We start from the raw sequence: 23,817 nt of genomic DNA on the forward strand, positions 1-23,817 counted from the left end.
TTCAGGGCCGGCGATAGACCACGCCGTCCTTCATCACGAAGACCGGATGCTGCAGCGCCTGGATGTCATGGCTGGGGTCGCCGGCAAAGGCGGCCATGTCGGCGAACGCGCCCGGAGCGATCCGGCCGAACTGTCCATCGGCGCGCAGGATGTGCGCAGCGACATTGGTGGCGGCGTGCAGTGCCTGCACCGGCGTCATGCCGTCGGCCACCATCATGGCCGGTTCGCGCCAGTTCTCGCCGTGCGCGAACACACCCACATCGCTGCCGTTGCCGATGGTGACGCCAACCTTCAGCGCGGTGCGGAAGGCGTGCTCGGCGAGTTTCATCGCCGGTGTCGGCTCGGACTTTCCGGGCACGTAGTGCTGGAAGTATTCCGAGGTGGCTTCCACTGCGGTGAGCGTGGGCTCATAGGCGATGCCTTTCTGCTTCATCAGGCGGAAGGTGGCCTCGTCGGTGCCGTAGCCGTGCTCGATGGTGTCCACGCCTGCCTCCACCGCGTTGCGCACGCCAGCCTCGCTGGCGGCATGCGCCGCGACGGGGCGGCCGATCTGGTGGGCGGCGTCGACGATCGCCTTGATCTCGGCGGGCGAAAGTGTCGGCATCGTCTCGCCGTGGTCGCCTACGCGGTAGTCGGCGTAGAGCTTGATCCAGTCCGCGCCCCGCGCGGCCTGCTCGCGCACGGCGGCGACGGCGGCATCCACGCCGGTCACCGGCTGCGCACCCTGCGGCAAATCGAGGTCGGGGCGGAAGCCGCGCGGCCCCGGCCCGTAGCTGGCGGTGGCCACGATCGCGCGGGTGGCGACGAACATGCGCGGCCCGGGGATCAGGCCGTTGTCGATGGCGCGCTTGATCGACACGTCGGCGAAGCCGGCGCCCTCGGTGCCGAGGTCGCGCAGCGCGGTGAAGCCGGCCAGCAGGGTGGCCTTGGCGTGGGCGGCCGCTTCCAGCGTGCGGTAGTCCTGCGGCTCGGTGAGCACCTGGTCGTTCCACAGCATCTCGTTGTACGGATGCAGGAACAGGTGCGAGTGCAGGTCGATCAGGCCGGGCGTGAGCGTGGTGCCGGGCAGGGCGATGCGCTCGGCATCGGCGGGCGCCTTGATGGATGCCGCTGGGCCGACAGCAGCGACCTTGCCCTCGTGCACCAGCACGACCCAGCCGGCGTGCGCGGCGTCGCCGTCGGCGGTCCACACGCGATCGGGCAAGAGCAGGCTGTCGCGGGTCGGCGCGTCCGTCGCCGTGGCGACCATCGGCGCCAGCGCCAGCAGCATGGCCAGGCCCAGCCGGCGTGAGGTGAGTCGTGCGCGCATCGGGTTCCCCTGCATCGTGGTTCACGGCAGCGGGCACAGCGCGCGGATCGGCTGGCCGCAGGCGTTCGATTCTAGCGGCGCGGGTCGGCGTGTCGCGATGCGACCTAGGTCGCCGTCCGTGCGCGCGTCACCCGGCTGGCGGTTTCCTTGTGCAGCTGCGCGGCGAGCCAGGCGCCGGTGGCGACCAGCAGGTCGAGGTCCACGCCGGTGTGCATGCCCATGCCGTGCAGCATGTACACCACGTCCTCGCTGGCGACGTTGCCGGTGGCGCCTTTCGCATACGGACAGCCGCCGGTGCCGGAGACGGCGCTGTCGACCACGCGCACGCCTTCCTCCAGGCAGGCCAGGATGTTCGCCAGCGCCTGGCCGTAGGTGTCGTGGAAGTGCACCGCCAGCGCATCCATCGGCACTTCGGCGGCGACCGCACGCAGCATCGCGCGGGCCTTCGCTGGCGTGCCGACGCCGATGGTGTCGCCGAGCGATACCTCGTAGCAGCCGGCCGCGTGCAGCCGCTGTGCCACGCGCACCACGTCGGCCACCGGCACCTCGCCCTGGTACGGGCAGCCGAGCACGGTGGAGACGTAGCCGCGCACCTTCACGCCGTCGGCCTGAGCGCGCTCGAGCACCGGCAGAAAGCGTTCGATCGATTCGTCGATCGAGGCGTTGATGTTCTTGCGGTTGAACGCCTCGCTGGCGGCGGAAAACACCGCCACCTCGGTGGCGCCCACGGCGCGTGCGCGCTCGTAGCCCTGCAGGTTCGGCACCAGCACCGGGTAGCTCACGCCCGGCACCTTGCGGATGCCGGTGAACACCTCGGCCGCATCGGCCAGCTGCGGCACCCACTTCGGGCTGACGAAACTGGTCGCCTCGATGGTGGTCAGGCCGGTGGAGGACAGCCGGTCGATCAGCGCGATCTTCACCTCGGCCGGCAGCAGGGTCTTCTCGTTCTGCAGGCCGTCGCGGGCGCCGACTTCGACGATGCGGACGTGGTTGGCGGCGGAGCTGGGAGTGTTCATGACGGATGCGCTGACGGCCAAAGAGCCACAGGGTACCGCGCCCGGTGTCCGGCCCGCGCGTTGGGCGGACGTCCGGCGCGTTGTCCGCGGACGGGCAGGATCTTCGACGGGCGGGCAGGAAACCGTGCCGTGGTCCGGTCCGTGCGGCCGGGGCGGTGCTGGCACGGCGATTGCTGAGTGACCTGCATCGTCCTGGTCGCGGTCAGCCGCCTCGCCGGGTCCCTTGCGCCGGCAGTGTGCTGGCGTCCATCCGTTGCAGGAGAGCTTCGTTGAAACCGATCCATTCCGTCCTTGCCGCCGTGCTGACCTTCATCGGCTGTTCCGGTCACAGCCTTGCGTCCTCCGCGGATACGCCCAGCGCCGCTGCCTCGCCGACAGCCGCGGCGTCGACCTGCACCATGCCCCGCGCCCGCGTGGCCGCGATCCTCGACAGCAACCGCGCGATCCTCTCGCCGCAGGGCGTGGACGAAAAGGTAAAGCTGCACATCGATGGCATCGACCAGTGGATCTCGATCCGCGGCAAGGACCGCCGCAACCCGGTGCTGCTGTTCCTGCACGGCGGCCCGGCTTCTCCGGCCATGCCCGAGTCGTACACCTTCCAGACGCCATGGGAGGACTACTTCACCGTGGTGCAGTGGGACCAGCGCGGCGCCGGCAAGACCTACGAAGCCAACACCGAACAGGCGATGGCGCCGGGCATGAGCGTGCAGGGCATGACCGACGACGCGGCCCAGGTGGTGCAGTACCTGCGCCAGCGCTTCGGCAAGCGGAAGATCTTCCTGCTAGGCCACTCCTGGGGTTCGGTGCTCGGCGTCGAGCTGGCGCAGCGGCATCCGGACTGGTTCTACGCCTATATTTCGGTGGGGCAGGTCGTGAACGGCCGCGCCAACGAAGCCGAGGGTTATGCGTTCGCATTGCGCGAGGCGATCGCCCACCACAACCAGGAAGCGGTGAAGGAGCTGAGATCGATCGCGCCGTATCCCGGCAAGGCGCTCACCATCGACCGCGTTGGTGTCCGCAGCAAGTGGGAGATGTATTACGGCGGCCTGGCCTGGGGGCGCAGCAACTACCAGTTCGACGTGGATGCCGAAGAGCTCTCGCCCGACTACAGCCGGCAGGATCTCGACGCCATCGATAAGGGCAGCCTGTTTTCCCTGAACCATCTGCTTAAGCCGCTGCTGGACGTCGACTTCGACCACGTCACGCACTTCGGTTGCCCAGTGCTGGTGTTTGTCGGCGCGCACGACTACACCACGCCACACCAGCTCGCCGAAACCTGGTTCGGGCACATCCGGGCACCGTCCAAGCGGCTGGTGGTGTTCGCCGACTCGGCGCACATGATGATGCAGGAGCAGCCTGGGCGGTTCCTGATGCACCTGGTCGACGATGCGCTGCCGCTGGCGCGCGCGGCCGGCGATGCGGCACCGGCGGAAGTCGAGCGGGCCCGTTGATCCGCAAGCGGCGGCATCGCCGCCGCTTGCGCCCCTTACTCGGCGAAGCGCACCAGCACGGCGTCGGCCTCGACGAAATCGCCCTGGCTCGCACCGATGCTCTCGATGGTGCCGGCGCGCGGTGCTTTGAGGGCGAGTTCCATCTTCATCGCCTCCATCACCAGCAGCTCCTGGCCCTCGGCGACTTCGTCACCGGCGGCGGCCTTCACCAGCACGATACGGCCGGGCATCGGCGCCACCAGCTTATCTCCCCCGGCGGCGTCGCGGCTTTGCCAGGCATAGGCGGCCGCGCGGGCGAGATGATGGCGCTGGCCATCGACGTCGTGCAGCAGCACGCGCGACGCATCGGCGCGCACCGCCAGGCGCAGCGCGTCGCCGTCGAAGCGGGCACTGAGGATCTCGCCGTCGTGGCGGGCGCCGCTGACCTCGCAGCGGTCGTCGCCGTGGCGCATGCGGTAGTGGCCGGCGTGGCCGTAGGCCTCCACCTCGTAGCGGCGGCCGTGGTGTTCCAGCGCGACCAGCCGGCGCCCTTCGTGGCCGATGCGCCAGGCATCGGCCTGCGCCCACGGCGAGTGCGGATCGCTGCCGCCGCGCGTGGCCGACATCGCGGCGCATTCGTCGTGCAGCAGGGCGGCGGTGGCGGCGGCGAACAGCACATAGTCCGGCGGTGCCACGTCGCCGACGAGGAATTCGTCGAGGTGACGGTCGAGATAGCCCGTGTCGATGTGGCCCTCGACCACCACCGGATGGCGCGTCAGCCGCTCGAGAAAGGCGATGTTCGACTTCGGTCCGGTGATCTCGCACGCGGCCAGCGCCTCGCGCAGGCGCAGCAGGGCGCGCGGGCGATCGGCGTCGAACACGATCAGCTTGGCGATCATCGGGTCGTAGAAGATGGTGACCGTGTCGCCCTCGATCACGCCGCCGTCCAGTCGCACGTGTTCGGACGGCGCCGGTAGGCGCAGGCGCAGCAGCTTGCCCGAGCCGGGCAGGAAGTTCTGCTCCGGGTCTTCGGCGTACAGGCGCACCTCGATGGCGTGGCCGTGCGCGCGGATCTGATCCTGGGTGAGCGGCAGCGGCTCGCCCGCGGCCACGCGCAGTTGCCACTCCACCAGGTCCAGCCCCAGCGTGAGCTCGGTGACCGGGTGCTCGACCTGCAGGCGCGTGTTCATCTCCATGAAGAAGAACTCGCCGGTCGGTGCCACGATGAATTCCACCGTGCCCGCGCCGACGTAGTTCACCGCCTTGGCGGCCGCCACCGCGGCCTCGCCCATGGCCGCGCGTCGTGCCTCATCGAGGAACGGCGAGGGGGTTTCCTCCAGCACCTTCTGGTAGCGGCGCTGAGCCGAGCACTCGCGCTCGTTGAGGTGGATCACGTGGCCCTGTGTGTCACCGAACACCTGGAACTCGATATGCCGCGGATGCTCGACGTAGCGCTCCAGGATCACCCGCGCGTCGCCGAACGAGGACTGCGCTTCGCGCTGCGCCGAGGCCAGCGCGTCGGCGAACTCGGCCTCCTTGCGCACGATGCGCATGCCCTTGCCGCCGCCGCCGGCCGCGGCCTTGATCATCAGCGGGAAGCCGGTCTTCGCGGCCTGTTTGGCGAGAAACGCGCCGTCCTGGTTGTCGCCGTGGTAGCCCGGCACCAGCGGCACGCCGTGGGTTTCCATCAGCGCCTTGGCCGCGGCCTTGGAGCCCATCGCCTCGATGCTCTCCGGTCGCGGGCCGATGAAGGCGATGCCGGCGTCGCTGCAGGCGCGTGCGAAGTCGGTGTTCTCCGAGAGGAAGCCGTAGCCGGGGTGGATTGCCTGCGCGCCGGCTTTCTTCGCCACCGCCAGGATCGCGTCGCCGCGCAGGTAGGAGTCGGCCGGGCGTGGGCCGCCGATCGGGAAGGCTTCGTCGGCCAGGCGCACGTGCTGGGCGTCAGCATCGGCTTCGGAATAGACCGCGATGGTGCGGATGCCGAGGCGCCGGCAGGTGCGGATCACGCGGCAGGCGATCTCGCCGCGGTTGGCAATCAAAACGCGCTCGAACATGCGAAGTCCCTGAATGGCGTGCGCCGTGATGCAAAGCCCGAAACGGTAGCAGAAGGGCGGTTTCCAGCCGATGCGCAGCGCAGCAAGGCGGGCGTCGTGGAGATGGACCGGGTGTTGTTGTGGGGCGAGGGTGGTCGCGCACAGGGTGCGCTCCTACAGGGCTTCGTCTCGTAGGAGCTCACCCTGTGAGCGACAGGTGTAGCTTCAGGGCGAGGGCTGGCCGCACCCAGCTTGCCCTTCTGTCAACGCAGAGCGGATGACTACACCACCCAAGCCGCCGCACGCTTGCCCAGAAACGCGCCCAGCCCCTCCTGCCCCTCGGCCGACACGCGCAGCCGCGCAATCAGCGCCGCGTTCTCCTCGTCGATCCGCTCGGCGGCGGCCTCATCCAGCCCGGCCATGCCCAGTGCCAGCGTCTTGGCCTCCGCCTGCGCCACCGGCCCGGCCTTGCCGAGAAAGCCGAGCACGCGCTGCACCGCCTCGTCCAACTGCTCGCGCGGCACCGCCTCGTGCAGCAGGCCGATGCGCGCCGCCGCGGCCGCGTCGAAGAATTCGCCGGTAAGGAACAGCCGGCGTGCCTGGCGCACGCCGATGGCAGCGATCACGTAGGGCGAGATCACCGCCGGCACCAGGCCGAGCTTGACCTCGGTGAGGCCGAACTTCGCGCCCTCCACGCCGATGGCGATGTCGCAGCAGGCGATCAGCCCCACGCCGCCGCCGAACGCGGCGCCGTTGACGCGGGCGATGGTCGGCTTGGGGCAGAACTGCAGGCGGCGCATCAGCCGCGCCAGGCGCGACGAATCGTCGCGGTTCTCCTGTTCGCTGGCCTGGGCCATGCCGCGCATCCAGTTCAGATCGGCACCAGCCGAGAAGCTCTCGCCTTCGCCGGTCAGCACCACCGCGCGCACGCTTTCGTCGCGGCCGGCATCGTCGATGGCGGCCGTCAGTTCGGCGATCAGCGCGTCATCGAAGGCGTTGTGCACCTCCGGGCGGTTCAGGGCGATGCGGCGCACGCGGTCCTGGTCGGCGATCGAGAGGCGGCTCGTCATGGCGGGATCCCTTGGTAAACCGGGGATGATAAACGCCGGCAAACCCGGCGGTCGTCTTGAATGCGGGCAGCAAGGGAACGATATACAATGCGAACCATTCCCATTTAGGTCTTTACCTGTGCGCCTGTCCGATCTGCCCAAGGGTTCGCCTGCCGTGGTGGACCGCGTGGACGATGCCCACGCCGACGATGTCATCGCGCAGCGCCTGCGCGACCTCGGTTTCGTGGCGGGCGAGCCCGTGCGCCTGGTGGCCTGTGGACCGATGGGGGCCGACCCGCTGCTGATCCAGATCGGCTCGACCCGCTTCGCCCTGCGGCGCAGCGAGGCGGCACGGGTCACGGTGTGCATGCAGGAGGCGGCGTGAGCGCCAGCACCCTGCGCATCGCCCTGGTCGGCAACCCCAACTGCGGCAAGACCGCGCTGTTCAACCAGCTCACCGGCGGGCGGCAGAAGGTCGCCAACTATGCCGGCGTGACGGTGGAGCGCAAGGAAGGCCGCTTCACCGCGCCGTCCGGCCGCCTGCTGCACGTGCTGGATCTGCCGGGCACCTACAGCCTCGATGCAACCAGCCCGGACGAACAGATCACCCACGACGTCTGCGCCGGCAATTACCCCGGCGAACCGGCGCCGGACCTGATCGTCTGCGTGGCCGACGCCACCAACCTGCGCCTGCATCTGCGCTTCGTGCTCGAGGTGAAGCGCCTGGGCCGGCCGATGGTGCTGTCGTTGAACATGATGGACGCGGCGCGCCGCCGCGGCGTCACCATCGACGTGGCCGAGCTCTCGCGCCGGCTGGGCATGCCGGTGGTGGAAACGGTGGCCGTGCGGCGCGATGGCGTGAAGGCGCTGATCGAGCGTGTGGACGGCGCGATGCCGGTCGCCGCGCCGGTGCAGCCGGATGACGCGGCCAGCCGCGCCGATCTGCATGCCCAGGTGCGCGCGCTGATGGCCGCCACCGTCACCATGCCGCGCGCCACCGATGCGCTGGACGACGCGCTGGACCGCTGGGCGCTGCATCCGGTGTTCGGGCTGGCGATCCTGGCGCTGGTGATGTTCCTGGTGTTCCAGGCGGTGTATTCGGTGGGCAAGCCGATGACCGACGCGATCGCCGACGGCTTCGACTGGATGGGCACGCACGTTGCTGCGTGGATGCCGCCCGGGCCGCTGCAGAGCCTGGTCACCGACGGCATCTTCGGCGGCATCGGCACGGTGCTCGGCTTCCTGCCCGAGATCCTGGTGCTGTTCGTGTTCATCCTCACGCTGGAGGAATCCGGCTACCTGCCGCGCGCGGCGTTCCTGCTCGATCGGCTGATGGTGTCGGTGGGGCTCACCGGGCGCTCGTTCATTCCGCTGCTGTCGAGCTTTGCCTGCGCCATTCCCGGCATCATGGGCACGCGCTCGATCACCGATCCGCGCGACCGCCTCGCCACCATCCTGGTGGCGCCGCTGATGACCTGCTCGGCGCGCCTGCCGGTGTACGCGCTGCTGATCGGTGCGTTCATTCCCTCGCGGCGCGTGCTGGGCGTGTTCAACCTGCAGGGCATGGTGCTGTTCGCGCTGTACGCCATCGGCATTCTCGGCGCGATGCTGGTGGGCTGGGTGATGAAGCGCATCCGCCGCGACAAGAGCGAGCACGCGCTGCTGATGGAGTTGCCGTCCTACCGCCTGCCCAAGCTGCGCGACGTGTCGATCGGCCTGTACGAGCGCGGCATGATCTTCGTCAAGCGGCTCACCGGCGTGATCCTGGCGCTCACCGTGATCATGTGGTTCATCTCCACCTTCCCGGGGCCACCCCCCGGCGCCACCGAGCCGGCCATCGAGTACTCCATCGCCGGTTACCTGGGCCGCGGCCTGCAGCACATCTTTGCGCCGATCGGCTTCAACTGGCAGATCAGCCTGTCGCTGATCCCCGCCTTCGCTGCGCGTGAGACCGCGGTGGCCGCGCTGGCCACGGTGTACGCGGTGGGTGGCGATGCGGTGGGCGGCGCGGGGCTCGGCCACGCGCTGGCGGTGAACTTCCCGCTGGCCAGCGCGCTGTCGCTGCTGGTGTGGTTCGCCTTCGCACCACAGTGCATGTCCACGCTGGCGGTGATCCGTCGCGAGACCGACTCCTGGCGCAACGTGGCCATCTCGTTCGGCTACATGTTCGCGCTGGCGTACGTGGCCTCGTTCATCACCTACCACGTGGCGGTGTGGCTGTCGTGAGCACCGGCCTGCTCGTGCAGTACGTGGTGATCGGCGTCATCGTGCTGGTCAGCGTGCTGGTGGTGCTGCGCAAGCTGGCGCCGAAACTCACCGCACGCTGGCTGGCGGCTGTCGCCCTGCGGCTGGATAGTCCGGATGCGCCGGCCTGGAAGCGTGCACTTGCGCATCGCCTGCAACCGAAGCAGACCACCGGCAATTGCAGCGACGGCTGCGATACCTGTGGTGCCTGTGGCCCGAAGCCGCCCGCTGCCGCGCATCCGCCGGCGGCGGACGGCTCCAAGCCGCTGCATTTCCGTCCGCGCGGCAAATAAGCGCGTTCCGGATCAGGCCAGCGCGCGCTGGCGTCGGGGCAGGCGGCGCCATGCGTCGATCGCCCACGCCAGCAGGGCCGCGCCGGCCAGGCTGTTGCCCATGATCACCGGTACCTGCACCGCGCTGGCGACGAGGCTGGCGACGGGATAGATCAGGAAGATGCCCAGCCGCAGCCACGGTCGCAGCGAAGTCGCCACCTGCCGGCCGTGCAGCACGCGGGCCAGGGCCAGCCACAGCGCCGGTACGGTCAGCAGCCATCCTGCCATGGGCGAATCGCTGGCATCGACGACGAGCAGTGCACTGCCTGCCAGCACCGGTACCAGGGTCAGGTGAAGCCAGCCGACCATGCCCCGGAGTGGAACGAAGCCGCGTTGCCAAAGGGTGAGCTGCGACCAGGCGATGACTCCCAGCACGACGGTGCTTATGCTGCCGGCGATCGCCACCATGGCGCCGACAGACGCCCAGTCGAATCGGCCCGCATCGACCATGTCCATGGCACCCAGACCCACGCCTAGCAGAAGGCCCAGCAAAAGCGCGCCAGCGATTCGCGCGCCAATGATGGCTGCGCCGATGCGGGTGAATGGGCCGCTACTTGCCGCCTTGAGCCAAAACTCCTGCTGGCGTGGGTTAACTGGTGGCGGCAACGCCACCGGTGGCTGCCCGGCCAGGCGCACTATGGTCTCGTTCGTAGAGCGCACATGCTGCGGCCAGACCGCCTGCGTGAGAACGGTGCGCCAGCGGAAAGGTTGCTGCAGGCGCTTCAATGCTTGGGTTGCCCGCCTGCGCTGCTCTATTCCTTTTAGCCCCATGGTTCCAGCCAGTTCGCCATGGCGCCCTGGGGTCAGATGCCAGGAGAGATGCATGCGCTTGCGTTGCTGTTGCAGCATCAGCTGGTCGCGCACGGCGCCGGCGTGGTCGAGGCGGAAGAACGCCAGCATCTCATCGAAGCAGCCGTCGGGCATCGGCGGAGCGGCCTGAAAGACCACGGCCAGCCAGCGCTGGCCGACACGCGTCTTCAGGCTCAGCGACCACAGCGCCTCGTGGCTCTCCAGCCACTGCCGCAGCCGGCCGGGCTCGTTGGCATCGGCGCACGCTACCGCTTCGTGCAGGAAGGCGTCGGCGTCGAATGTGATCGGGGGCGCCACGGCCGCAGATGGTCGCACCGGTGGCTCGATCGACCGGGCGGCGACCGGGGCCAGCGGCGGCAGCGGTCGCGGCGCAGTCGGCGCCGGCGTGGCGGGCGCGGCCGGCGCATTGGCGTGGCAGCGCTGCAGCGCTGCCTGATACGCCTCGTGCAGCCGCTGGAAGCCCTGCGGGTTCTCGTCCGGGCGGTTCTGCTTGAGCTTGATCGCGTAGGCGCGCTTGATCGCGCGCTCGTCGGCGGTGGCCTCGATGCCCAGCTCGCTGTACGGCCACATCAGATCGATTCCAGCGTATCCAGCGCGCGGCCCAGCTCGAGCCGGTGTTCGCGGATCACCATCTCGTCCTGGGTTTCCAGCACGGCGCGGAACTGCGCGATCCACGCCTGCACCTGGTCGCGCATGGCCAGGTGTTCTTCGTAGATGCGCTCGGCGCGGGCGAGCAGGGCGAGGTTCTCCTGCTTGCTGCGCGGGTGGATCTTGATCTCGGCCAGCGCGGCGAGGCGGGTGCGGATCTGCTCGGCGCTGAGCACGCCGGGGTTCTGTTCCAGCACCAGCTCGTACTGCTTGCCGGTCGAGGACACGTTCGCCTCCACCTGCAGCACGCCGTTGACGTCGTAGGTGAAGCGCAGGTTCACCGCGTTCTCCTGCGGCGGGCGGGCCGGGTCGATCTCCACTTCCAGCTCGCCCAGCTTGATGTTGCGTTCCACCATCGGGCTCTCGCCCTGGAACACGTCCAGCCGCAGCTTCGACTGCCCCGGATTGACCGGGAAGAAGCTCTGCTCGCGGCTCACCGGCACCACACTGTTGCGATGGATGATCGGCTCGAAGAAGCCGCCCTGCATCCGGCCCTGGCCATCGCGGCGCACCACCTGGGTGCCCAGCGAGTAGGGGCACACGTCGGTCAGCACCACCTCGTCCAGGCGCTGGTCGCGCGACTTCAGGCCCGAGGCGACGCAGGCGCCCAGCGCGATGGCCTGGTCCGGGTTGACGTGGCGCAGCGGCAGCCGGCCGAACATGCGGGTGACCAGCCGCGGCACCAGCGGCATGCGGCTGGCGCCGCCGACCAGCACGATCTCGTCGAGCTGTTCCGCCTGCAGCCGTGCGTCACGCATGGCGCGTTCCAGCGGCGCGCGCATGCGCTGCAGCAGCGGGTCGGCAAGCTGGGCGAAGCGCGCCTCGTCGATCGACCACTCGTGCGTTTCGCCGCGCACGGCGAGCTGCACCGTCGCCGAGGCCTGGCCGGTGAGCGCGCGCTTGGCGGTCTCCAGCCGCTGGCGCAGCACGCCACTGGTGGCCGCGTCGAGAGCCGAACGCTGCAGCCCCAGGTCGGCCAGGCAGGTTTTTTCAAGCACGTCGAGGAAATCCTCGCCGCCGAGGAAGTTGTCGCCGGCGCTGGCATGCACTTCCACCACGCCTTCGAACATCTCCAGCACCGACACGTCGAAGGTGCCGCCGCCCAGGTCGAACACCAGGAAGCGCGAGCCGTCGCGACGTTCCTGCAGGCCGTAGGCCAGTGCCGCCGCGGTGGGTTCGTTGATCAGCCGCTCGACCTTGATCCCGGCCAGCGTGCCGGCGGCCTGGGTGGCCTTGCGCTGTGCGTCGGAGAAATACGCCGGAACGCTGATCACCGCCTCGGTCACCGTCTCGCCGGTGGCCGCCTCGGCATCGGCGATCAACGCACGCAGCACCAGCGCGGAGAGCTCTTCCGGGCGGAAGCTGCGATGGCCCAGCCGGGTCTCGCGGTCGCTGCCCATCCAGCGCTTGAAGCTGGCCACGCTGCTGCCCGGGTGACTGATCAGCCGGTCGCGAGCGGCCTGTCCGACCAGCGCGTGGCCGTCGGCGTCCAGGCTCACCACCGAGGGCGTGAGCAACTGGCCGAGCGCGTTGGGGAAGAGGGTGGGGCCGTTGTCGCCGTAGCGGCCAATCAGCGAGTGGGTGGTGCCGAGATCGATGCCAACAAGCATTCCGTGACGGTCCCCCTAACGACCGTGTCCAAGGCGGGCGGTCAGCCGCCCGGTGATTCCATGCGGAAGGCGCCGGAGCGCCGCGGTTCGACTGGGACCCTGGACATGGCGACGAGGGCCGCGTCCTGTCCCCGGCGCTATGGCCGATCGAAGCCTTCATGGTCCCACAGTCCTGCGCTGATGGTGTAGAGCCGACCGTACGAGCTGCGGCGCTGCCACGGGCGCGTTTCCCCGTTGCCTGGTGCCGGCCGGTTGGCCAGCGAAGCCATTCCGGCATCGGCACGCCTCATTTGCTGTTGCTAATGAGAACAATTATCATATAAACGTCAAGCCACTGATCTGGATGCCTTGCCGTGAATCGCCTCGCCCTCGCCTCCGTCCTGCTGCTCTGGAGCTTCGCCGCCCGGGCCACGGACGTGCCCGAATTCCATCTCGCCATCCAGGACCACGCCTACCAGCCGGCGGAACTGAAGGTGCCGGCCGGGACCAAGGTGAAGCTGGTGATCGAGAACCGCGACGCCTCGCCGGAAGAGTTCGAGAGCACCGAGTTCAACCGCGAGAAGATCGTGCTGCCGAACAGCACGATCACCGTCTACGTCGGGCCGCTGAAGCCCGGCAGCTACCGGTTCTTCGGCGACTTCCACCAGGACACGGCCCAGGGCCGGCTGATCGTGGAGTGATGCCGTGCCCGGTGTAGCGCTGCTGGTGTTTCGCGAAGTGCTGGAGGCGGCCCTGATCGTCTCCATCGTCTGTGCCGCCACACGCGGCGTGCGGCTGCGCGGCCTGTTCGTGCTCGGCGGCATCGGACTGGGCCTGACCGGCGCGCTGCTGGTGGCGCTGGGCGCCGGCTTCATCGCCGGGCTCGCCAGCGGGGCGGGCCAGGAGCTGCTCAATGCCGGCGTGCTGCTGGCCGCGGTGGCGATGATCGGCTGGCACGTGGTCTGGATGTCGCGCCACGCGCGCGAACTGGCCCAGCACATGAGCGCGGTGGGGCAGGCGGTGAAGGCCGGTTCCAGCTCGCTGACCCTGCTGCTGGTGGTGATCGCGCTGGCGGTGCTGCGCGAAGGCTCCGAGGTGGTGCTGTTCCTGTACTCGATGGCGATGGGCGGCATCGGCGCCGCTGGCCTGATCGGCGGCATCGCACTGGGCGTGAGCGGCGGCGTGGCGCTGGGCTTCGCGCTGTACTTCGGCCTGCTGCGCATTCCGCTCAGGCACTTCTTCGGCGCCACCAACGTGATGCTGGTGCTGCTGGCCGCGGGTTTGGCCTCCACCGCCGCGCGCTTCCTGCTGCAGGCCAACCGGCTGCCGGCGCTGGGCGAGCAGCTGTGGGACACCTCGTGGCTGCTCTCCAACGGTTCGCTGGCGGGCAAGACGTTGGGCATCCTGGTCGGCTACGACGCCTCGCCGGCCGGTATCCAGCTGGTGTTCTACGCGGTGACGCTGTTGCTGCTGGTCGGCGGCATGCGGCTGGCGGCGCGGCCGGCTGCCGCGCGCCGCGAAGCTCCGGCCGCCGCCATCCCGCAATCCTGATCGCAGGCACTCCCTGGTCGCGGGGCACCCGTTGCCCGTGCGACGGCTTCCTGCGGCCCGCAGACAACGACCTCGAGGAAATCCGAGCATGCGTTCCATCTCCCGAACCACCGCCGGCATCCTGGCGACGCTGTTCGCCGCAGCCGCCTTCGGCGTTGCCGGCAGCGCGAGCGCCGACGACTTCATCGTTTACTCGCCGCACGTCATCGCCGGCCAGAGCGAGGTCGAGCTGCGCGGCTACGGCATCACCGACGGTCGCAGCGACTACAACGGCGAGCGCGCCGCCGAGCTGTCGGTGGCGCATGCCTTCACCAGCTGGTGGAAGCCGGAGCTGTACCTAGCCGAGTACGAGAAGGAGCCGGGCGCCGGCGGCAAGCTGGTCGGCTACGAGTTCGAGAACACCTTCCAGTTCACCGAACCGGGCCAGTACTGGGCCGACCTTGGCCTGCTCGCGTCCTATGGCCATCCGAAGGGCGGCGGTCCGGGTGAACTCGAGGTCGGACCGCTGATCGAGAAGACCGTCGGCCGCTTCGACCACCGCGTCAACCTGATCTGGGAGCGGCACATCGGCGCGGGTGCGGAGTCAAAGACCGAATTCCGCTACAGCTACGCCGGCACCTACGCGGTGTCGAAGGCTTTCCGCCCGGGCATCGAGGCCTACGGCCGGCCCGACGACCACGCCTACCAGGCCGGTCCGGTGGTCGCCGGCGAGTGGCATGTCCCGCACACCATGGGCAATGTCGAGTACCGCGTCGGCGTGCTGCTAGGCATCAACGCCGCCGCGCCGCACCACACCTGGGTGGCACAGCTGGAATACGAGTTCTTCTGAGTCGACGGCGCGCGATCCGCGCCGCCGCTCTTCATGATGCGACGCGGCGGGCGAGTTCGCCCGCCGGGCCGTCACATGCGGAACACGCCATAGCGCTGCGGTTCGATCGGTGCGTTCATCGAGGCGGAGATCGCCAGGCCGAGCACGCGGCGGGTGTCGGCGGGGTCGATGATGCCGTCGTCCCACAACCGCGCGCTGGCGTAGTAGGGATGGCCCTGGCGCTCGTACTGCTCGCGGATCGGCGCCTTGAAGCTTTCTTCCTCGTCCGCGCTCCAGCTCTTGCCGGCGGCTTCGATGCCATCGCGCTTCACCGTCGCCAGCACGCTGGCCGCCTGCTCGCCGCCCATCACGCTGATGCGCGCGTTCGGCCACATCCACAGGAAGCGGGCGCCGTAGGCGCGGCCGCACATCGCGTAGTTGCCGGCGCCGAAGCTGCCGCCGATCACCACGGTGAACTTCGGCACATGCGAGCAGGCGACGGCGGTGACCATCTTGGCGCCGTCCTTGGCGATGCCGGCCTGTTCGTACTTCTTGCCGACCATGAAGCCGGTGATGTTCTGCAGGAACACCAGCGGCACGTTGCGCTGGTTGCACAGCTCGATGAAGTGCGCGCCCTTGAGCGCGCTCTCGGCGAACAGGATGCCGTTGTTGGCGACGATGCCCACCGGGTAGCCATGGATGTGCGCAAAGCCGCACACCAGCGTCTTGCCGTAGCGCGCCTTGAACTCGTGGAACTCCGAGCCGTCGACGATGCGCGCGATCACCTCGCGGATGTCGAACGGGCGGCGGGTGTCCTGCGGGATCACGCCGTACAGCTCGTCGGCGGGGTACTTCGGCTCGATCGGTGTTCGCAGCGCCAGCGGCATGTCCTTGGTGCGGTTGAGGTGGCCGACGATGTCGCGGGCGATCGCCAGCGCGTGCGCGTCGTTCTCGGCGTAATGGTCGGCCACGCCGGAGATGGACGTATGGACGTCCGCGCCGCCCAGCGTCTCGGCGTCCACCACCTCGCCGGTGGCGGCCTTCACCAGTGGCGGACCGCCGAGGAAGATCGTGCCCTGCTCGCGCACGATGATCGTCTCGTCGCTCATTGCCGGCACGTAGGCGCCGCCGGCGGTGCAGCTGCCCATCACCACGGCGATCTGCGGGATGTTGAGCGAGGACATCCGCGCCTGGTTGTAGAAGATCCGGCCGAAGTGCTCCTTGTCCGGAAACACCTCGTCCTGCAGCGGCAGGAACGCGCCGCCGGAATCGACCAGGTAGACGCAGGGCAGGCGGTTTTCCAGCGCCACTTCCTGCGCGCGCAGGTGCTTCTTCACGGTCATCGGGAAGTAGGTGCCGCCCTTCACCGTGGCGTCGTTGGCCACCACCACCACCTCGATGCCGTTGACCCGGCCGATGCCGGTGATCAGGCCCGCCGCGGGCGCGGCGTCGTCGTACATGCCGTGGGCGGCCAGCGCGGACAGCTCCAGGAACGGCGAGCCCGGATCGAGCAGGGCGCGGATGCGCTCGCGCGGCAACAGCTTGCCGCGTGCCGTGTGCTTGTCGCGCGCCTTTTCGCCGCCGCCCTCCGCCGCCTGCGCCAGTTCCCGGTGCAGGTCGTCCACCGCCGTGCGCAGCTGCGCCGCGTTGGCCTGGAACTCGGGCGACCGGGGGTCGATCTGCGAGGCGATCACGCTCATGGGCAAGTCTGCCGTGCAAAGGGAAATCGCAATGATAGCGTCGCCTCGCGCATGGCCCATTACGCACTGCCGCAAACGGCGGCCTCGGGTGGTCGGGGCACCGCGCGGCCTCAGGCCGGGGAGGTATCGGTGGCGGCGAGCCACGACCGCACGGCGTCGTGGAACCCGCGCCTGCAGTCGATCATCACCCAGTGTCCACCGGGCAGGCCGAGTGCGCGACTGCCGGGCAAGGCGGCGATCGCTTCGATCCAGCGGGTCGAGTGCAGCATGAAGGGCTTGTGTCCGCCGTAGACGTAAAGCATGGGGCAGTGCGGCCTGAAAACGCGTCGATCGTGCGAGCCGCCGGCGACGCCCAGCCACGACACGGCATACGGGTAGCCCATCTGCGCCGTCACCGTGCGGGAATCGCCCGGACAGTGCAGCACGCGGGCCATGCCGCGGGCCATCGCATCGCCGATCCGCCCGCCGATGCGCCAAGCCAGGGCGAGCCACACCTGATAGGCGACCACCGCAGCGATGCCGGGCAGTCCCAGTTCCCGCCGATGGTCGACGGAGCCGGCGTCGCCGATGTCGACGCCGATCACCCGCGCCACCAGGTGGGGATAGCGCATCGCGAACTTGTAGCCGAAGTAGCAGCCCCAGTCGTGCAGCAGCAGGCATACGCGCTCGCCGGGGCAGGTTTCGACCACCATGCGATGGATCGACTCGATGACCTCGTCGATCGCATAGGCGCGGCGGGATTGGGCCGGGCCGAAGCCGGGCAGGTCGAAGCGCACGCAGCGGTAGCGGTCACCCAGGGCCTCGATCGAGGCGTCCCACAGGCGATGCGTATCCGGCCAGCCGTGGATCATCACGACCGAGGTGGGGCCCTCTCCTTCGACATGCACCTCGATATCGCCCACCTTCATGCCACGTACTCCCTCTGGTCGATCCATCAGCCGCGAGGGTAACCGTCTCTCCTTGCGCGGGTGGCACGTCGCCTTGTCCGTTGCGATGCCGGCGCAACCATTCGACCCGACCGGCTATCGGTAGTCCGGATGCCGCAGTGCCTTGGCGATCGCGCGGTCGATCAACGGGACTGCTGTCGCGGGCCCGCTGCCTCGTGGGTGGCTGTCGGTGTGGCACCGGGGTGCGGCCGCAGCCCGCTGAGTGGAGCGCGCGAGGTCGAGGCAACGGCGTGGTGAGTGCTCAGGCCGGCAGCAGGTCGAACGCGATGGTCAGGCGGCTGTCCTGTGGCTCTCCGCGGAACGGCAACGTGCCGTGCCACATCCACGAGGGGAACAGCACGAGCAGGCCCGGTTGTGGTTGCACCAGGTACTCGTGCGTCAGCTCCGGCGTGGTGGGTATGCCGGGTTGGCCGAAGCCGAGCCAGCCCTCGCCGCCGGGTGCATCCATGCCGGAGGGGAGCTCGATGTAGCACGCCGAGGAGATCCAGCCCTGACCGTGGAAGTGGTTGCGGTGATGGCCGCCCGGCCTCAGCCGCACCGACCACATGCCGCTGAAGCGATAGCCCGTCGACGCCTGGTGGCCGGTGGGGTCGGGGATTTCGGCCAGCCGGGCCAGGTGGCGACGGATCGGACCGTCGATCGCCTGCACGAATGCTCGCAGTGCCGGGCCCTCGGCCTGCGCCGGGTGCAGCGCGACCTGGCTGCCGCCGAGCAGGCTCTGGTCGAGCGGGTGTGCCTGCCAGCGGTGCAGGGCAGTCAGTTCGCGGGCGAGGTCGCCGAGGTAGGCCGGCAGGTCGCTCCAGCCATCCGGCACGTCGATCGGTTCGGCCGAGATGCGTCGGGCGTAGTCGACCAGCGCATCGTGGCCGGGGTCGCGCAGCAGTCGTCCGGCCGTGCCCAGCAGGGCCAGCGCGTGGCTGTCCCGCGGGTCGGCCTGGTACAGGCGTCCGGCCACGTCGGCCGCCTGCGTTACGTGGCCGGCGGCGAGCAGCGCATCGGCATAGGTGGCCACGGTGCTGCGGCGCCCGCCGCTGGCCTGCACGGCCTGGCGAGCGTGGGCCAGCGCGCGGTCCGGATCGGCGGCCAGCGCGACACGGGCCGCCGCGGCGTGCAGTTCCGGCCGGCCGGGCGTGCGGACCAGGGCGGCTTCGAGCAGTTGCACCGCCTGCGCGGAATCGCCGGCAGTGTCGAGCAACTGCGCCAGCTGCACGACGATGCCAGGCTGTTCCGGAGCCGCCTGCATGGCCCGATCGAGGGGGCGTCGCGCCACGTCCACGTCGGCGTGGCGCATCCACAGCAGTCCACTCAGGCTCTCCAGCGTGGGGCCGTGGGTCGGATGCGAGGCGAGCAGCGCCTCCCAGGTCTGTTGCGCCCGGTCCAGCTCGCCGGCATCGAGCTGGGCGCGGCCGAGCACGTAGCGGGCAATCGTGCCCTGATCGCCATGCGCGATGGCACGCTGCGCGGCGGCGCTGGCCTCGTGCGGACGTCCGCATTCGCCCAGCGCCATCGCCAGTCCCAGTGCGGCGCGGCTGTCGCTCGGAGCGAGTCGCTCGGCGGCGGCAAAGTCATCTGCTGCTCCGGCGGCGTCACCCAGGTCCAGACGCGCCTGTCCACTTGTGCACAGCAGTGCAGCTGAAGCCTCCACTTCGGTCCGTGGCAACCGGGCGATGGCCTCCAGCGCGAGCTGCGGACGTACCGCCTGCAGCAGGGTGGCCGGATCGTGCAGGGTCGTGGCCGGCTGGCCGGCGGGCACGTCCGTCTTGGTGTGGTCTTGCATGGGGATTCGCGACACATGGGGGCGGGAGGCCCTCAGCATAGTCGGCCAGTGCAGCGAGTCTCCACTGCGTGGTGCCCCGATCCGCGGCTGATCAGGGCGGTCCGCCGTCCGGTGCCGCCGTGGTCCCGCCGGCGGCCTGGATCTTCCAGTCCAGCGGCCGCGGGTCGGTGCGCGGCTGGCCTCCGGGGCCGCCGTCGAGTTGCTGGAACAGTTTCAGCGCCTCGACTTCGGCGCGCATCTTCTCGACCGGCGACAGCGGCTCGCGGAACATGAAGTCCCGCGTGAGCGGTGCCCGCCAGTCACCCCGCATTTCCAGCACCCGCGACAGCGCGTAGCCGAGTTCGGGATTGCCGTGCGTGGCACTGGCCATGTAGCTCGCCAGCAGCGACAGCGCATAGCTGGAGCCGTTCGCGCCCGCGGTCATCAGTTTGCCGCTCGCGCTGGGGTCGCCCCGGGCAAGCTGGCGTGCGGCCAGCTCCACTGCCGCCACGCTGTCGCCATGGGCGGCTGCCTGCTCCAGTTCGAGATCGGAGGCGGCCGAATAGGCAGCCAGCTGCTGCGCATTCGGGTAGCCGTTGCGGTCCAGCCACGCCTGTTCCTGGGGGCTCTCCGCGACGAAGGGATCGCCGGCCAGCGGCAGGCTGTTGCGTGACTTCGGCACACGGGGAAACGGATCGATGGGATCGCGCAACTGCGGCTTGCCGCCCGTGACGGGAATGAAGTAGCCGCGGTCTTCCGGTGAGGCGGCGCCTGCTTGCGACCGGGCTCCGCCAGGGCGCCGCGTGCCCGGGCTTCCCGCCGAAAGGGCGGCTGCCGGGACTTCGACCGACCGGGTTGCCGGCGGCGGGTTCTTCCTGCTTGCGTGGATCACGAACCCGGTCAGGCCGACGAGGCCGGCCGCCATCACCAGTACCGCGACGCGCCTTTTCATGGCATGCAGCTCCCGAGGGTGTTGCCGCTGCAAGCGTGATGCGTGGGCCGGTGACGGTCAACCGGACCGGCGGTTCGCCATGGGAGGCAAGACCTTCCGCGAGCGTGCCGGGGCGGTCTCATCCGCCTTCGGTCACGGCCTCCACCCGGTTGCGCCCGGCGCGCTTGGCGCGGTAGAGCGCGGCATCGGCCTGCGCTATCAGTTCGGACAGTTCGCAGCCCCCGGTTTCTGTCGAGGCCAGGCCGAAGCTGGCCGAGATGCCGAGCTCGGGGTGCCTTTCGTCGATCGGCGTGTCGGCCAGGGCCAGGCGGATGCGATCGAGCATGTCGACGCCCTGTTCCAGCGAGCAATCCGGCAGCAGCAGGCCGAACTCCTCACCGACCAGCCGGCCGAAAATGTCGGAGGAGCGCAGGTGCTCCTGACACAGCGCGACCACGCGGACAATCGCCGCATCGCCGATGGCGTGGTCGTAGGTATCGTTGACCTGCTTGAAGGGATCCAGGTCGACCAGCGCCAGGCAGGCGCTGCGCGAGGATTTTTCGGCCTGGCGCAGGGCCGCATCGGCCTCGCCCAGGAAGTTCTGGTGGTTGAGGATGCCGGTAAGACTGTCGCGACGCGCCAGCCGCCGGAACCGCAACTGCGAGCGCTTGGTACGCACCAACCAGATCCCCACTGACGCCGGTACGGTCGTCAGCAGCAGGACCTGCAGCCGGGTCGTCTCGATCTGCTTCTGGTCCAGCGCCTGCTGCAGTTCCGGTACGCCGTTCTGTTTGCCCGCGCATCCACCCGAAGCTGGTGCACGGACAGCTGTTGCTGCACGGAGTGGTGGGCCGTCGCGATGGCCTGTGCATCGCTGACCGAACGCGCTTTCACGTCGCGGTAGTGTCGGTAGTAGTCCAGTGCCGCACAGTCATCGCCGGCCTGGTGAGCCACCTCGTACTATACCTTGCAGACGTATTCCGACATGCCGTCGAAGTTGCCCTTTGGATCCATCGCCAGCGCGGCGAGCGCCCAGTGCTTCGCCTTCGCCGCATCGCCGTTCTTCCAGTAGGTGAAACCCTCGGTGGAGCGAAGCACGTAGCCGTGTACCTGGAACCCCTGCGCATCGATCGTCGGCGCGATCTGCTTGAGTAGCACGAGGGCGGCCCCAGGGTCGCCGGTCTCCGCCAGCCGGCGTGCCAGGTCCGGCTCCACGGCATCGGCGAACATCAGCTCCCCGGCGGCCTTGCAGGCGTCAATGGCCTGGCGAAAGATCGGGGCAGTCGGAGGCAGCGTGTCGTTGGCGTTCAGCGCGTCGAACAGATAGACATCCGGCCGGCATGGCGATTGCCCGGGTTCGGCAAGCTGCTGCATCTGCCGGGCATAGCTCACCGCCGGCTCGACCTGCTGCGACGAGGCCATCAGCTGGGACAGCTGCGACAGCGTCACATAGGTCAACTTGCGGTCGCGGATGCGGGCCTTACCCGGCCGGCGCCTGCGGCACCTCATGCGCTGCGCATGCGGATCGGCAAGCCCGCGAATGACAGGAGCGCCTGATCATGGCTTCCGGAAGATCGCTCACCGTCGCTGCCGCCCGAAGCACGCGCCGGTGCGGACGCGTCGTGATGTCTGAGTGACCGTCCCGCATCGGCCCGTGTCTCGTCCGGCCTCGTGCAGGCGATCAGCGCAGGGGCTTCTCGAGCGGCCAGGTCGAAAAGGCGAACATCCACAACATGACGACGTTGACGATCGGTACCAGCAACAGCAGTGAAAGGACTCCCGGATAGCCGGCCTTGCGCACGATGCGCCAGACCGGGACGAAATAACCGCTGACAACGATCACGGTGATCAGCAGATGCCACGGGCTCAGTCCGGTCATGTCCTTTTCCTTTTCATCGTCGGGCTTCCTGCGGGCCGGTTGCCCCGTTCGCCACGTTCTGGGAGGCAGGCCCGCATGGTAACGAAAACATACCGGACCCACAGCGCGCCACGACGGCCTTCCCATGCGCAGAAGGCGCGGGGCTGCGCGGTCCGCACGCGACACCGTGTCGCCAACGCTCCAGATGAGCAGGAGCAACAGCAGGCAGATGGCGCCGATCACCAGGTAGTCGATCATGCTGACCCGGTAGTGAGCCGGGTCCTCCCGCTTGTCAGCGAATCCCCGGCCTCGGGTCTTCCCGGTGGCCAGCGACACGATGCCTGCCGTCATCATGAAGAGACCGAAAGTCCGGATGGCATGCGCGTCATACGAAGCAGGGGTATGCATCCTGGGGTCCTTGGTAGGGTGCGGTTGGGCGACGGACAGCGGGAGCCATAGGATCTTCCCGGGGGCAGCGGACGAAGCCCGGCCTGTCCATGATCGATACCGTGCCGCCCGATTTCATCTGATGCGGGCGGGATCAGTACATCTCCCCGGCCGGGTACTGCCACCCGGTCAGCGCAAGGAGCTGCTGGCCGATCATCCGGATGGGGCCGGCCCGGGGCGTCCAGCGCGACACCACGCGGTACCGCGTGGTGGCAGCCTCGACGATCCATTCCGAACCGTCTTCTCCTTGGGTCTGGCCGCATCGCGGAAGATCCCAGAAGCCGCTGGCCCGGATGAATGCCTCGACCCTCGCGCAGGTCCCGGGGTCGACGGCCTCGACCTTTCGCCGGTAGACCTTGCCGGGCGCGTAGCCGCCCGCACCATCGAGCTCCGTGGCGTGGAGCATGCAGTGCTCCCGCGCGATCACGATCCTCACCGCCACTGGATGGTTGAAGGTGCGCAGCCAAGTGAAGCGATACGTGCGGATGCCGGCAGCCGGCTTCATTGCAGGCTCGGACATCGCCTCGAGCTGCCCGGAGAACCAGCGGTTAAGGAAGCCGTCGGATCCGGCCGAGGTGGCGTCGAGTGCCCCCTCCGGGAAATAGCGTTTCTGACCGGCCACCACGACTGCGCAAAGCGACACCAGCAGCAGGAGGAGGGTGATCGACAGCGTGGCGGCGTGTTTGGACATGGCGATGACGGCCGTTCATGTCGAGCGGGTGGAGGGTCCGTGCGCCGGCGGCGAGTGCCTCACTGCGGAACACACTCGACCCATGCGGGGGCATTCCTGCGGGCCGACGCGTTTTCCGAGGGGTCATCCGGATAGTCGTACTCCGCCAGCAGGCGGCCATCGTCCAGGGAGCGGCGTTCGAAGTGCTCGAAATTGGTCCCGTGGAGCACCGTCTGCATGTAGGCGACGGACTTCGAGTCCGGCAGGAAGCACCAGTCGAAGATGGGCAGGCCGTTGCCAACGAACTTCCGGACACGATGCTGTCCGTCCATCACCACGAGGGTCATGGGCACGGCATAGGACGTGCAGCAGTTCGCCTCGAGCGCCAGCCAGCCGACATGCGATTGGTCGGGCGAGACCTGCGGACTGCCGAACTCGACCTGGTCGGGCAACGAGGGTGCCGATACGGTGGCGGCGTGCGCTGTGGTCAGCGCCAGGGTTGTGTTGTCGGCGGACAGGTGCGTCGCCTTGAACTCACCGGCCGCAGCAGCGGCCGACCACAGGAGCAAGAGCGCGGCGGCGAAGCGGATGAGCATCGGCGTTGACTCCCATCGACGGCTTGGATCCCCGGCGGACGAGGCGGATCGGCCCTGTCCTGGACCACCTTCCGCATTTTGAGCGGACCCGAT

At 69.1% G+C, this 23,817-nt stretch carries 22 protein-coding genes; 7 read left to right on the forward strand and 15 right to left on the reverse strand.

What is annotated here, in order from left to right; genetic code table 11:
- Position 1: 1 nt before the first annotated feature.
- A complete protein-coding gene (locus tag NC595_RS11070; protein ID WP_425493108.1) occupies positions 2-1,309 on the reverse strand; it encodes a metal-dependent hydrolase family protein in 1,308 nt (435 codons plus the stop codon).
- A gap of 104 nt (positions 1,310-1,413) precedes the next feature.
- A complete protein-coding gene (locus NC595_RS11075) occupies positions 1,414-2,325 on the reverse strand; it encodes a hydroxymethylglutaryl-CoA lyase (RefSeq protein WP_253566379.1) in 912 nt (303 codons plus the stop codon).
- A 269-nt stretch (positions 2,326-2,594) separates the two neighbouring features.
- Here NC595_RS11075 and NC595_RS11080 point away from each other — a divergent pair, with 269 nt between their 5' ends.
- Complete coding sequence (locus NC595_RS11080; RefSeq protein ID WP_253566380.1) at positions 2,595-3,776, forward strand: alpha/beta fold hydrolase; 1,182 nt, start codon at positions 2,595-2,597, stop codon at positions 3,774-3,776.
- A 35-nt stretch (positions 3,777-3,811) separates the two neighbouring features.
- On the opposite strand, the gene NC595_RS11085 is transcribed toward NC595_RS11080, so the two are convergent.
- Together NC595_RS11085 and NC595_RS11090 are read right to left on the reverse strand one after the other, a co-directional pair.
- A complete protein-coding gene (locus NC595_RS11085) occupies positions 3,812-5,809 on the reverse strand; it encodes an acetyl/propionyl/methylcrotonyl-CoA carboxylase subunit alpha (protein WP_253566381.1) in 1,998 nt (665 codons plus the stop codon).
- A gap of 260 nt (positions 5,810-6,069) precedes the next feature.
- Positions 6,070-6,858, reverse strand: a complete 789-nt coding sequence (locus tag NC595_RS11090) for an enoyl-CoA hydratase-related protein (RefSeq protein WP_253566383.1) — start codon at positions 6,856-6,858, stop codon at positions 6,070-6,072.
- 118 nt (positions 6,859-6,976) lie between these two features.
- On the opposite strand from NC595_RS11090, the gene NC595_RS11095 reads away from it, so the two are divergent.
- From NC595_RS11095 to NC595_RS11105, 3 genes are read left to right on the forward strand one after another with little or no spacing between them, the layout of a single operon-like run.
- Entirely contained in the window at positions 6,977-7,222 is a 246-nt protein-coding gene (locus NC595_RS11095; RefSeq protein ID WP_253566391.1) for a FeoA family protein, read from the forward strand.
- Complete coding sequence (gene feoB / locus NC595_RS11100) at positions 7,219-9,063, forward strand: ferrous iron transporter B (protein ID WP_253566393.1); 1,845 nt, start codon at positions 7,219-7,221, stop codon at positions 9,061-9,063. The genes NC595_RS11095 and feoB overlap by 4 nt, the downstream gene beginning before the upstream one ends.
- Entirely contained in the window at positions 9,060-9,374 is a 315-nt protein-coding gene (locus NC595_RS11105) for a DUF6587 family protein (RefSeq protein WP_253566395.1), read from the forward strand. The genes feoB and NC595_RS11105 overlap by 4 nt, the downstream gene beginning before the upstream one ends.
- Before the next feature lie 12 nt (positions 9,375-9,386).
- On the opposite strand, the gene NC595_RS11110 is transcribed toward NC595_RS11105, so the two are convergent.
- Together NC595_RS11110 and NC595_RS11115 are read right to left on the reverse strand one after the other, a co-directional pair.
- The gene (locus NC595_RS11110) at positions 9,387-10,793 is read right to left on the reverse strand and encodes a J domain-containing protein (RefSeq protein ID WP_253566397.1); all 1,407 of its coding nucleotides are present in this window, start codon (positions 10,791-10,793) and stop codon (positions 9,387-9,389) included.
- Positions 10,793-12,481 carry a molecular chaperone HscC gene (locus tag NC595_RS11115; protein ID WP_253566399.1) on the reverse strand — a complete coding sequence of 563 codons (1,689 nt, stop codon included), beginning with the start codon at positions 12,479-12,481 and terminating at the stop codon, positions 10,793-10,795. The genes NC595_RS11110 and NC595_RS11115 overlap by 1 nt, the downstream gene beginning before the upstream one ends.
- A 353-nt stretch (positions 12,482-12,834) precedes the next feature.
- Between NC595_RS11115 and NC595_RS11120 the strand changes: the two genes are divergently transcribed.
- From NC595_RS11120 to NC595_RS11130, 3 genes are all read left to right on the forward strand, one after another.
- Positions 12,835-13,161, forward strand: a complete 327-nt coding sequence (locus NC595_RS11120; RefSeq protein ID WP_253566402.1) for a cupredoxin domain-containing protein — start codon at positions 12,835-12,837, stop codon at positions 13,159-13,161.
- A gap of 4 nt (positions 13,162-13,165) precedes the next feature.
- Positions 13,166-14,011 (forward strand): FTR1 family iron permease, encoded by an 846-nt coding sequence (locus NC595_RS11125; RefSeq protein WP_253566404.1) that lies wholly within the window; start codon positions 13,166-13,168, stop codon positions 14,009-14,011.
- A gap of 88 nt (positions 14,012-14,099) precedes the next feature.
- Positions 14,100-14,840: a hypothetical protein gene (locus NC595_RS11130; RefSeq protein ID WP_253566406.1), complete on the forward strand. Its 741-nt coding sequence runs from the start codon at positions 14,100-14,102 to the stop codon at positions 14,838-14,840.
- Positions 14,841-14,911: 71 nt separating this feature from the next.
- On the opposite strand, the gene NC595_RS11135 is transcribed toward NC595_RS11130, so the two are convergent.
- The 9 genes from NC595_RS11135 to NC595_RS11175 all read right to left on the reverse strand — a co-directional run bounded on the left by NC595_RS11135 (position 14,912) and on the right by NC595_RS11175 (position 23,724).
- Positions 14,912-16,519, reverse strand: coding sequence for a carboxyl transferase domain-containing protein (locus NC595_RS11135; protein WP_253566408.1), 1,608 nt, complete (start codon positions 16,517-16,519; stop codon positions 14,912-14,914).
- Between the two features lie 110 nt (positions 16,520-16,629).
- Entirely contained in the window at positions 16,630-17,427 is a 798-nt protein-coding gene (locus tag NC595_RS11140) for an alpha/beta fold hydrolase (protein ID WP_253566410.1), read from the reverse strand.
- Positions 17,428-17,707: 280 nt separating this feature from the next.
- A complete protein-coding gene (locus NC595_RS11145) occupies positions 17,708-19,243 on the reverse strand; it encodes a 2OG-Fe(II) oxygenase family protein (RefSeq protein WP_253566412.1) in 1,536 nt (511 codons plus the stop codon).
- 91 nt (positions 19,244-19,334) lie between these two features.
- Positions 19,335-20,147, reverse strand: coding sequence for a hypothetical protein (locus NC595_RS11150; RefSeq protein ID WP_253566414.1), 813 nt, complete (start codon positions 20,145-20,147; stop codon positions 19,335-19,337).
- A 145-nt stretch (positions 20,148-20,292) separates the two neighbouring features.
- Positions 20,293-20,832 (reverse strand): GGDEF domain-containing protein, encoded by a 540-nt coding sequence (locus NC595_RS11155; protein ID WP_253566416.1) that lies wholly within the window; start codon positions 20,830-20,832, stop codon positions 20,293-20,295.
- Positions 20,833-21,113: 281 nt separating this feature from the next.
- Positions 21,114-21,662, reverse strand: coding sequence for a hypothetical protein (locus tag NC595_RS11160; RefSeq protein WP_253566418.1), 549 nt, complete (start codon positions 21,660-21,662; stop codon positions 21,114-21,116).
- 172 nt (positions 21,663-21,834) lie between these two features.
- Entirely contained in the window at positions 21,835-22,419 is a 585-nt protein-coding gene (locus tag NC595_RS11165) for a hypothetical protein (RefSeq protein ID WP_253566420.1), read from the reverse strand.
- Positions 22,420-22,552: 133 nt separating this feature from the next.
- Positions 22,553-23,149 carry a hypothetical protein gene (locus NC595_RS11170; RefSeq protein WP_253566422.1) on the reverse strand — a complete coding sequence of 199 codons (597 nt, stop codon included), beginning with the start codon at positions 23,147-23,149 and terminating at the stop codon, positions 22,553-22,555.
- 59 nt (positions 23,150-23,208) lie between these two features.
- The gene (locus tag NC595_RS11175) at positions 23,209-23,724 is read right to left on the reverse strand and encodes a hypothetical protein (protein ID WP_253566423.1); all 516 of its coding nucleotides are present in this window, start codon (positions 23,722-23,724) and stop codon (positions 23,209-23,211) included.
- Between the last annotated feature and the right edge of the window lie 93 nt (positions 23,725-23,817).

Origin of the sequence: Dyella lutea (assembly GCF_024158035.1) — a bacterium.
In the GTDB taxonomy this organism is placed as follows: Bacteria; Pseudomonadota; Gammaproteobacteria; order Xanthomonadales; family Rhodanobacteraceae; genus Dyella_A; species Dyella_A lutea.

Coding starts and splice junctions, on each gene's coding strand:
- NC595_RS11165 (WP_253566420.1), bottom strand. CDS start 22,419: ATGCATACCCCTGCTTCGTATGACGCGCATGCCATCCGGACTTTCGGT.
- NC595_RS11175 (WP_253566423.1), bottom strand. CDS start 23,724: ATGCTCATCCGCTTCGCCGCCGCGCTCTTGCTCCTGTGGTCGGCCGCT.
- NC595_RS11085 (WP_253566381.1), bottom strand. CDS start 5,809: ATGTTCGAGCGCGTTTTGATTGCCAACCGCGGCGAGATCGCCTGCCGC.
- NC595_RS11115 (WP_253566399.1), bottom strand. CDS start 12,481: ATGCTTGTTGGCATCGATCTCGGCACCACCCACTCGCTGATTGGCCGC.
- NC595_RS11075 (WP_253566379.1), bottom strand. CDS start 2,325: ATGAACACTCCCAGCTCCGCCGCCAACCACGTCCGCATCGTCGAAGTC.
- NC595_RS11135 (WP_253566408.1), bottom strand. CDS start 16,519: ATGAGCGTGATCGCCTCGCAGATCGACCCCCGGTCGCCCGAGTTCCAG.
- NC595_RS11170 (WP_253566422.1), bottom strand. CDS start 23,149: ATGTCCAAACACGCCGCCACGCTGTCGATCACCCTCCTCCTGCTGCTG.
- NC595_RS11140 (WP_253566410.1), bottom strand. CDS start 17,427: ATGAAGGTGGGCGATATCGAGGTGCATGTCGAAGGAGAGGGCCCCACC.
- NC595_RS11090 (WP_253566383.1), bottom strand. CDS start 6,858: ATGACGAGCCGCCTCTCGATCGCCGACCAGGACCGCGTGCGCCGCATC.
- NC595_RS11130 (WP_253566406.1), top strand. CDS start 14,100: ATGCGTTCCATCTCCCGAACCACCGCCGGCATCCTGGCGACGCTGTTC.
- NC595_RS11150 (WP_253566414.1), bottom strand. CDS start 20,147: ATGGCGGCCGGCCTCGTCGGCCTGACCGGGTTCGTGATCCACGCAAGC.
- NC595_RS11145 (WP_253566412.1), bottom strand. CDS start 19,243: ATGCAAGACCACACCAAGACGGACGTGCCCGCCGGCCAGCCGGCCACG.
- NC595_RS11110 (WP_253566397.1), bottom strand. CDS start 10,793: ATGTGGCCGTACAGCGAGCTGGGCATCGAGGCCACCGCCGACGAGCGC.
- NC595_RS11160 (WP_253566418.1), bottom strand. CDS start 21,662: ATGAGGTGCCGCAGGCGCCGGCCGGGTAAGGCCCGCATCCGCGACCGC.
- NC595_RS11070 (WP_425493108.1), bottom strand. CDS start 1,309: ATGCGCGCACGACTCACCTCACGCCGGCTGGGCCTGGCCATGCTGCTG.